Below are 8050 nucleotides of genomic sequence, written 5' to 3' on the forward strand. Positions count from 1 at the left end.
TCGATTGCCGCTCAGATCTTGAGCGCGCCGGCATTCCAGGCCGAGATCGGGGACGCGAGGCCAGCCTGGTACTTGCTCGCGCTGAAGCGCTAGGGCGTGCAGGTAGGAAAGGGTGCGGGAGGGTAGTCGGTCAGCATTTGACCACCATCCCAGCTTTCGTTCTGAGGGAACGCATCGCTTTTTCGTTCTCGTGCGTTTCTCATTGGCAATCGCTCAGAACCGAACGAGTTGGGCGAACGAGCGGAGGCAGAAATGCTACGCGGTGGGTTGCTATGGCTGATCGGAATACCGTTGCCGATCATTTTATTGCTGCGGTTCTTTGGTGTTTTTCACTGAACTAGGGTGCGTACAGACATGTCCTATACGGTCGAAATCACGATTGCCGAGCCTGCCTCATCCGATGAGGAGATAGAAACGCGCATGTACCAACTGCCGGATCCCTACGAGACGGTAGCGAGCGCTAGAGAGGCTGCTGACGCGCATATCGCCAACCTCGACGTTGAGCCGGCGGTGGTGATCTACACTGTGTTCCATCGCGAAGGCTTCACGGTTGCCTCCAGTGTCGATGAACTGGCCGAGGCCAGGTGACGACGATGCTCTGGATCCCGGATTTCGGCCGCCTCAACCACCTGTAGGTACAAAAAAGGCCACTCCCGAAGGAGCGGCCCGAAGTCTTGGGAGGAAACGCCCTTGGGAGGGCTGCAGAACCGCGACGCCATCGCTGTCCCACAACACCGACCTATGCACCCACGATGCTGCGAACAACCACCTGTGGGTTGTAGCCCGCGCATAGATGGTGCTGTTTTTCCTCGCGAGTGCGCTTCCACACCATAGCTCGGTCGTCCGCTACATTCAGGCGTGGGCTACCGGGAACTCGCCCACCTGGGTGGTGTAGCGCGGGGTGCGCATCTCGAACTTCGTGTTCCACTCCCGCTTGGCCACCAGTCCCGCACGGGCCGGCACCACCGCACCCCGGCCCCAGCGTGCGTTGCAGGCGTCCATGGCCGCCATCAGCGGACCGGACCGCTCCCGGTCCATCGCACCGATCAGCGCCCTCGGGCTGTGCGACAGCGGTACCAAGTCGTTGGTGACGATGCCGGCCTTCGAGTAGCGCCACGGACGCTGCCCGGGCTCACGCCAAGTCTTGGCCACTCCGTGGCGTGCCGCCTTGATCAGGGCCAGGGTGTCCGAGGTGTGCTCAGGCAAGGTGACGGTGGTCGAGACCGAGCGCATCGGCGCGTCCCGATCGTGCTCGCTGGTATGGTAGAAGATCGTGACGTGATTGGTGGCCAAGCCCTCCCGCCGAAGCTTCTCGCCCAGGCGCGTCGCGTGTGCCGAGACCGCCTCCTCCAGAGTGGCCCGGTCCTCGATCCGTCCAGAGAACGAGCGGGTGACCGCGCAGCCCTTCCGCCGGGCCGGGACCATCTCCAGCGGCAGGCAGGCCACCCCGCGCAGCTCATGGATGATGCGCTCGCCCACCACCGTCAGGCCTTTGCGCACCGGCCGCGGGTCGAGGTCGCGCAGGTCCGCCACGCTCTCCACGCCCATCGCCTCCAGCTTGGCGAGTGAGGCCCGGCCAATGCCCCACACCTCGGCTACATCGATCCGGCAGAGCCAGTGCGCGTAGGCGGTCGGGTCGGTCAGATCGCACACGCCCTGCAGGTCATGCACGGTCTTGGCGATGTGGTTGGCGAGCTTCGCCAGCGTCTTGGTGGGCCCGATACCGACGCACGAGGGGATGCCTGTCCAAGTCCGCACGGTGGCGCGGAGGTCTCGCGCGAGTTCCACTCGCAGGCCCGGCGCCACGTCCGAGAGGTTCAGAAAACTCTCGTCGATCGAGTAGATCTCCACCTGCGGGCTGAACTGTCGGTAGACCGCGTTGGTGCGGCCGCTCATGTCGCCATAGAGCGTGTAGTTCGAGGAGAACACGCGCACGCCCTGCCGCCGGCACATCTCGCGGATCTTGAAGTACGGGTCGCCCATCTTGATGCCGAGAGCCTTGGCCTCACTGGTCCGGGCGATGGCGCAGCCGTCGTTGTTCGACAGCACGATCACCGGCACCGCGGCGAGCTTCGGATCGAACACGCGCTCGCAGCTACAGTAGAAGCTATTGCCATCGATCAGCGCCACAGCACGGCCGCCGCCAATCCGATCGTGCAGGCGCGGCTGCGGAGCGCTCACGACAGCCGCCCCCTCGCGACGTGCCAGCGGATCGAGAACCGCACCACGCCCCAGATCAGGCCTTCGCCGAGTTCATCGACTGCGAAGGTGGGCAGGTCCGGGCTGCAGAATGCCAGCCGGGCGACATTGCCGTCGAGCACCAGGCGCTTGCAGCTCATCTGCCCGTCGACTGCCGCGACCACGACGCTGCCGTGGCCGGCTTTCAGGCTGCGATCCACACAGGCGAGGTCGCGGTCATAGATGCCGGCTCCCTCCATCGAGGAGCCGGAAATCCGCCATAGGAAGGTCGCTGGCGGGTTCGGCACTAGCCAGCGCGGCAACTCCAGCGCGCCCTCGAGGAAGTCGTCGGCCGGCGACGGGAAGCCTGCGCACAGGGCGTGCCCGATCAGCGGAACCCGCACGGCATCCGGACTCTGGATCAACAGCTCGTCGACCCGATTGAGATGCACCTGCCCCTCCGCCGTATGAGAACAAACGCGAACAGACCCGATGCAGGGGCTGGGTTCAACGGCTGATCGGGGAGGACGCGACTTCGCGGTGAAGTGCTGTGGATCGTGTCGGAGAACCCGAGCGTCTTCAGCCGCTTCCGGCGACCGATCGCTTCGAACCCGTCCGCCTTCGGGCCTTTGTCAGGGCGTCAGCGGCCGTATCACCACGACGGCGGGAGGGCTGACGATCCACTTCGGTGCAGTCGTCTGGCGCGAGGTGTCTGGGCCCGGGAGCGTATGGTGCATCGCATAGGCGACGTCAGGGCCAAACCGAACCAGCACGATCAGGGCGATGAGGGCTGTACGCATGGTGGGCCAACGGCCGGGATCGGCGTGCGCTCCCGCCGAAGCCGTCTCAATCAGCCTTCGCCTTGAACGCCCAGATCGGCGGCCCCCATTCCTGCCCCTGCCGGTTCCGGTAGCTCGACGTCCGCTCGTACAGAACCCGGGCGGCCTCGACGCCGATCGCCTTGTCGCTGGCCGTCATCAGCGCCCCGCAACAGTCGACCCGGAGCGTGCCGTGCTCGGGGTGCACTCCAAATAGCTGCTCCGCCGTCCAGCCGAGGCGGTGCGCCTCGTCGCCGAACCGGGCGATGAAGTCCAGGCAGTTCTCCCGTATCGGGCTCCACCGGCTCGGTGGCATGTGCCGGCAGGGGGAGGCGTGCGGCGAGATGTTCTCGATGGCGCCGTGCCAGATCGCGACGGCGTTCGGGAGCAGGGTAGGGGCGGGGCTGGCTGACATCCGGCCGAGCTACGACAGGGCGCAGCTCTCGACCATGCGGCCAGAAGCGGGGTTGCCCAGCATGGGTTGGGCTGGGTCAGGCGCAGCCTTTGTAGCCTCCCCGCTCGGCCTCCTGCCGAGCCATGCTCAGGACACGACGACGGCCCTGGCTGTCCTCAATCTCTGACCAGAGACGCAGGAGGGCGAGAAGGTCGTCCGCGTCGTCGGCAGGCCGCTCGTTCAGGAACTCGGACACCGGCACATCGAGTGCGCGAGCAACCCGTTCCAGCGCAGAAGCGTGGCCGATGAGACTGGGATCAAGCGTGTCCATAATCGCGCAACGCGCCATCGAACGGCCGGATCGCACAATGTATTCAAAATACCGTGAGCGATCAATCAAGCCGTCCGCTCAGCCCCGCCGCCCGATCTGATCACGGGCTGGCGGGGGGCGTCGATCTTACTGCCGTCACAACCTGTTTGGGAGGGGCGCAAAGTGAGCCGACCGCAACAAACATTCAGGGCAGGGGCGGGGCTTCTTCGGTCGTCACATGAAACCCAGTGAGACTGTTCGCTCCGAAAGTGAGCGTCAGCGGCACATCTGCGGCATCGCGACCGTAGGAGATGAGGATGCGGCCGATCCGCGAGCTGTTATTGCGCGGGTCGAAGGTATGCCAGCGACCTCCGAGATAAACTTCCATCCATGCAGCAAAATCGCCCGGCGCGTGCGGCAGGGGCAGGCCGATGTCGCTGACATAGCCGTTGCAGTAGCGGGTCGGGATGTTGAGGCAGCGGCAAAACGTAATCGCCAGATGCGCATAGTCGCGGCAGACGCCGTGCTGCTCTTCGAAGACATCGAAGGCTGTCCGAGTTGCTCGGGCATGCTCATACCCAAAGGCGATGCGATCATGGACGTAGTCGCAGATCGCCTGTACCCGGCCCCAGCCCGGTGGGATATGGCCAAACAAATCCCAGGCGATGGACGACAGGCGGTCGGTTTCGCAATATCGGCTCCCGAGGAGAAACAGCACTGTGTCGGAAGGTAGTTTCTCGACCGCAATCTCTTGGGCGTCAGCCTCCTGCGTATCACCACTGCCGTGATCCCGCACGATCGTATCGGTCTTCAGCGTAAAACGGCCAGCTGGCGCGACCATACGGTTACACCAGTTCCCGAAGCTGTCGCGGTATCCATCCAGGGGAACTGCAGGTGTCGTGATGAGATAGTCAGGCCGTTCGAGATCGGAGAAGCGCGATGCATGGACGTTCAGCGTCGCAATGACCGGGGTGGGGTGCGTAAATTCATAGGTCATCTCGCAGCCGACAAGGATACGCATGGGCTCAGTCCTAAAGAGAGGCGTCGAGATCAGCGTTGGTCCCGCAAGGTTCGGACCGTATCACGATGTGAGGTCAGCTGCCCGCCGAGTCTGCTTCAGGGCGTTCGGCTGCACGATCGTGATCGCTGGCTCTCCGGGGCTGCTCTCGGCTCGCGCCACAACGCTCACAAGCACCTTGGCGTGCTGAGCCAGATTTCTGGGCGCCCAGCGAATGGAGAGCCGTGCTGCGAGAACCTGCGGGTCTGTGATCAACCCTTCCGTTCCCGGAACCGGATCCCAGCTTTGCTGCTCATGAGCGCGCCTGTCGCTCTCGATGAACGTAGGACGCCACGCCGGTGGCGATCAGGACGGTGGCGACCGCGATGTAGGCTAGCTCGACTAGGCTGATGATGAAGTCCGTCGGCCGCACGAGGGCCAGCCACACCATAAACAACAGGCCGGCGACCGGCACGCTGAGGGCTAGGACGCTGATCACGAATACCAGCCAGTGCGGCATCGCCCTTGGCTCGCGCGGCGCCGGCCGCTTGTCCTCGCTGATGCGTGTCACGGCGCCTTCCGCTCCCGGAACCGGATGCTGGCCCCGCCTCCGTTCTCCGGGATGAACTCCAGGCCGGCGGTCACGACTGATCCTTTTTGCTGAAGCCCGCAAAGAAGTTGGTCAGACCGTGCATGTCGATACCGTCCAGCGGCCCGGCTTCCGGCTTGGGCACCGACCGGCCATCCTTGTCTGCCAGCTCGTGCATCACGTGCGTCAGCATCGGCGGCCACTCTACGCACTGATCCTGCAGGAGGCGTGCAGCCTTCGCCAAGGCGACGGCGTGGTCCGCTGGAACCGTCCGACCCATCATCTGCGCGTCGAACACGCGATCAGCGAGCGTGGTGCAGAGGCGTAAAATCTCGGACAGTCTCTCGGGGGAGGCGGGCTCGTCGGTCATGCCGGATCCTCGCCCCGTAGGCGCACGCCAGGCCGCCCATGGTTCAGGAACTCGACGCCGGCCGCCTCAAGCGCGGACTGAACCCGCCGAACCACGTCGGCGCCGCTCGTGATTTCGGCAGGGCCCTTCGCTTCCATTTTGCGGATCGTGTTGACGTGGAGTTCGGCCCGCGCGGCGAGGTCGGCTTGCTCGACGCCCAGAAGAGCCCGCGCGGCCTTGAGCTGATTGCCCGTCACCAGCATAGATGTTTGCCACACACATTTGGAGGTCGACGGTATACACCGACACAGCTATGTGTATGAAATACACGGCGGGGTTTCCAGACAACATATTCGGGTTGCTCAGATATGTTCAACCGCTCGATATCCTGGAACGCCGCCCTTCGTGGGATCCGCGACGATCGCACTAAGGTTCCCGCCGGCCTGCTTAGCGCCCGCGCCCAGATCCAGGGCTTCGCTCGGTTTCAGCGCCGCCCCCTAGTCGTCGCCGGCAAGTTCGACCACTCGGCGATCATGACCGCCGCTGCGGTCGCCGCCACCGGCCTGCAGGAGCGCTACGGTCTCACCCGCGCCGCCGCCCTGTCCACCGCCCTCAAGGCCGCCTGGCAGGCTGCCAAGATGGCCCGCGCCGCTACTGCGCACTGAGGGGAGGGCACGATGCCCCGTAGCTCCGAGCCGACGACTGAAGCGCCTCTCACTCCCTCAGCCGATCCGTTGGCTTACCGCCCCCGCACGGCTGCGGCTGCCATCGGGATCAGTGAGGCCCTGATCTTCGAACTGATCGCTGAGGGCGCCCTACCAGCGCGGAAGCTGCGCGGCGTCACGCTCATCCTCCGCTCGGACCTCTTGGCCTTCCTCGAGGCGCTGCCGCTCACCGCGTCGGCAGCAAAGGCCCGCGCTGCGTCCGACTGATCGGCGCCGACCCAAGGCGCAGCACCTCCCCACCACCGACCCACCGCCACGAGCCCCACCAGGAGCGCGAACGATGTCCTATGCCCGCATCCCGAACTTCAGCCAGCCCGTCCCGGTGCGCAGCACCAGTGCCCGCACGGGCCGCCGCCAGATCCCGCTGGACCGCCGCTACCGCAACCTGCCCGACGAGACCCAGCCCGGCACGATCGAGGCCTGGGAGGCCGTCACCCCCATCCGCCCCGACACGGCGCACAGCCGGTCCCTGCGCTTCCTCGACATCGCCGGTGAGCTACTCGCGGCCGCCTTCATCATCGGCGGCGGCATGGTGCTCATCGGCCTTGCCACCCTGCTCTGACCCGACCCGCAATCCGAGCGGGCCGGTCGCCCGCGCACCTCTCCTCGAGGATCCCGCGATGTCCCTGCGCACCTCTCTCAAGAACCTGATCCGCCCCGATGCCGCTGCCAGCCTGCGCGAGCGCGCCTCCGACTTGCAGGCAGATCTCTCGCGCGTCGCACGCCCTCCTGTCGCCGAGCCCGCATCGCCCGGCTCAGCCGCGTCGGAGACGCACCCGGCCGCCGAACCCGATCCCGCCCTGGCGGTCGTGACCGTGTTCCGGGCGAGCTGGAATGCGTTGGGCGAAGTTCTGGACGCTGAGGTGCCCGACGAGCTGTCAGCAAAATTGGATGAGGCCCAGGGCGCCGCCTACCAGGGCCTGAAGGCCGTGCGCCCAACGACCCCCGAGGGTTACCGCGCTCTCGCCGAGGCTTGGGCCATGGCGCTGAAGGGCGAACGCGGCGACGAGCCGGGCATGACGGTCAGCGACCACGCCGCGGACTCACTGATCGCCGGGGCAGGCGCATGTGCCCCCGTCCAGCCGGTCGACTGGTACGACCCGCCGCCCGGCTTCATGGCCGCGCCCGCCCTCGAGCCGTCCAGCTTCGTCCCGGTCGCCGACGGCATCGCGCGGGATCTCGCTCGTCTCCGCGGGGCCGCGTGGGCCGAATTTCATCGCCGGGTAAGTCCGGAGACCACGGTCGAAGACATCAGGCGCATTCGCCGGGAACTGCACCTCGACGCACTGTCGCCGAGCCCCCCAAAGTCGGACATCGGCGACCAGGTCGACTTCGCCTCCACCGACATCAACGAGCTGCGAGCCGTCCACGAGAGGATGCGCGAGCTGTCGAGCGTCGCCTACGCCATGTCCTGCATGGAATGCTGCTCGGACAATGCGGCCGGCAGGCTGCTGCATTGGCTCGCGGACGAACTGACCACCGTCGAGGGCAAAGCCGCCGCCGAGATGCAGAGCCGCCGGCCGGCCGCTTTCTGGGACCGGAAGATCCGGCTCGGTCTCGTGGCCGAACGCATCATCGAGAACGGCGACGACGCCGAAACCGCGGGCTTCATCCAGGACCTCGCGGCCTGGGCCGCCGAGCAGGCGCGGCGCTGACCGGCGCCCGCCGCCCCTTCTGCAGCCGTGCGTAC

General features: G+C 66.0%; 13 protein-coding genes. 5 read left to right on the forward strand and 8 right to left on the reverse strand.

Going from position 1 to position 8050, the window contains the following annotated elements:
• The first annotated feature begins 354 nt into the window (after positions 1-354).
• A complete protein-coding gene (locus FV228_RS02895; RefSeq protein ID WP_147853205.1) occupies positions 355-588 on the forward strand; it encodes a hypothetical protein in 234 nt (77 codons plus the stop codon).
• Between the two features lie 264 nt (positions 589-852).
• On the opposite strand, the gene FV228_RS02900 is transcribed toward FV228_RS02895, so the two are convergent.
• The 8 genes from FV228_RS02900 to FV228_RS02935 all read right to left on the reverse strand — a co-directional run bounded on the left by FV228_RS02900 (position 853) and on the right by FV228_RS02935 (position 5898).
• Positions 853-2181, reverse strand: a complete 1329-nt coding sequence (locus tag FV228_RS02900; protein WP_147853206.1) for a Y-family DNA polymerase — start codon at positions 2179-2181, stop codon at positions 853-855.
• Positions 2178-2630, reverse strand: a complete 453-nt coding sequence (locus tag FV228_RS02905) for a S24 family peptidase (RefSeq protein ID WP_147853207.1) — start codon at positions 2628-2630, stop codon at positions 2178-2180. Before FV228_RS02905 ends, FV228_RS02900 begins: the two co-directional genes overlap by 4 nt.
• Before the next feature lie 394 nt (positions 2631-3024).
• Positions 3025-3411, reverse strand: a complete 387-nt coding sequence (locus FV228_RS02910; protein WP_147853208.1) for a hypothetical protein — start codon at positions 3409-3411, stop codon at positions 3025-3027.
• A 76-nt stretch (positions 3412-3487) separates the two neighbouring features.
• On the reverse strand, positions 3488-3790 hold the full coding sequence (locus tag FV228_RS02915; protein ID WP_147853209.1) for a hypothetical protein: 303 nt from the start codon (positions 3788-3790) through the stop codon (positions 3488-3490).
• A 115-nt stretch (positions 3791-3905) separates the two neighbouring features.
• On the reverse strand, positions 3906-4721 hold the full coding sequence (locus tag FV228_RS02920; protein ID WP_147853210.1) for a transglutaminase family protein: 816 nt from the start codon (positions 4719-4721) through the stop codon (positions 3906-3908).
• Between the two features lie 289 nt (positions 4722-5010).
• A complete protein-coding gene (locus FV228_RS02925; protein WP_147853211.1) occupies positions 5011-5268 on the reverse strand; it encodes a hypothetical protein in 258 nt (85 codons plus the stop codon).
• Between the two features lie 70 nt (positions 5269-5338).
• A complete protein-coding gene (locus FV228_RS02930) occupies positions 5339-5656 on the reverse strand; it encodes a hypothetical protein (RefSeq protein WP_147853212.1) in 318 nt (105 codons plus the stop codon).
• A complete protein-coding gene (locus tag FV228_RS02935; protein ID WP_147853213.1) occupies positions 5653-5898 on the reverse strand; it encodes a helix-turn-helix domain-containing protein in 246 nt (81 codons plus the stop codon). Before FV228_RS02935 ends, FV228_RS02930 begins: the two co-directional genes overlap by 4 nt.
• 105 nt (positions 5899-6003) lie before the next feature.
• On the opposite strand from FV228_RS02935, the gene FV228_RS02940 reads away from it, so the two are divergent.
• The 4 genes from FV228_RS02940 (at position 6004) to FV228_RS02955 (ending at position 8015) form a co-directional block, all read left to right on the forward strand.
• Positions 6004-6300 carry a hypothetical protein gene (locus tag FV228_RS02940; RefSeq protein ID WP_147853214.1) on the forward strand — a complete coding sequence of 99 codons (297 nt, stop codon included), beginning with the start codon at positions 6004-6006 and terminating at the stop codon, positions 6298-6300.
• 12 nt (positions 6301-6312) lie between these two features.
• The gene (locus FV228_RS02945; RefSeq protein WP_147853215.1) at positions 6313-6567 is read left to right on the forward strand and encodes a helix-turn-helix domain-containing protein; all 255 of its coding nucleotides are present in this window, start codon (positions 6313-6315) and stop codon (positions 6565-6567) included.
• A 73-nt stretch (positions 6568-6640) separates the two neighbouring features.
• On the forward strand, positions 6641-6922 hold the full coding sequence (locus FV228_RS02950; RefSeq protein ID WP_147853216.1) for a hypothetical protein: 282 nt from the start codon (positions 6641-6643) through the stop codon (positions 6920-6922).
• Between the two features lie 58 nt (positions 6923-6980).
• Complete coding sequence (locus tag FV228_RS02955) at positions 6981-8015, forward strand: hypothetical protein (RefSeq protein ID WP_147853217.1); 1035 nt, start codon at positions 6981-6983, stop codon at positions 8013-8015.
• The last annotated feature ends 35 nt before the right edge of the window (positions 8016-8050 follow it).

Source organism: Methylobacterium sp. WL18 (assembly GCF_008040015.1).
Lineage (GTDB): Bacteria > Pseudomonadota > Alphaproteobacteria > Rhizobiales > Beijerinckiaceae > Methylobacterium > Methylobacterium mesophilicum.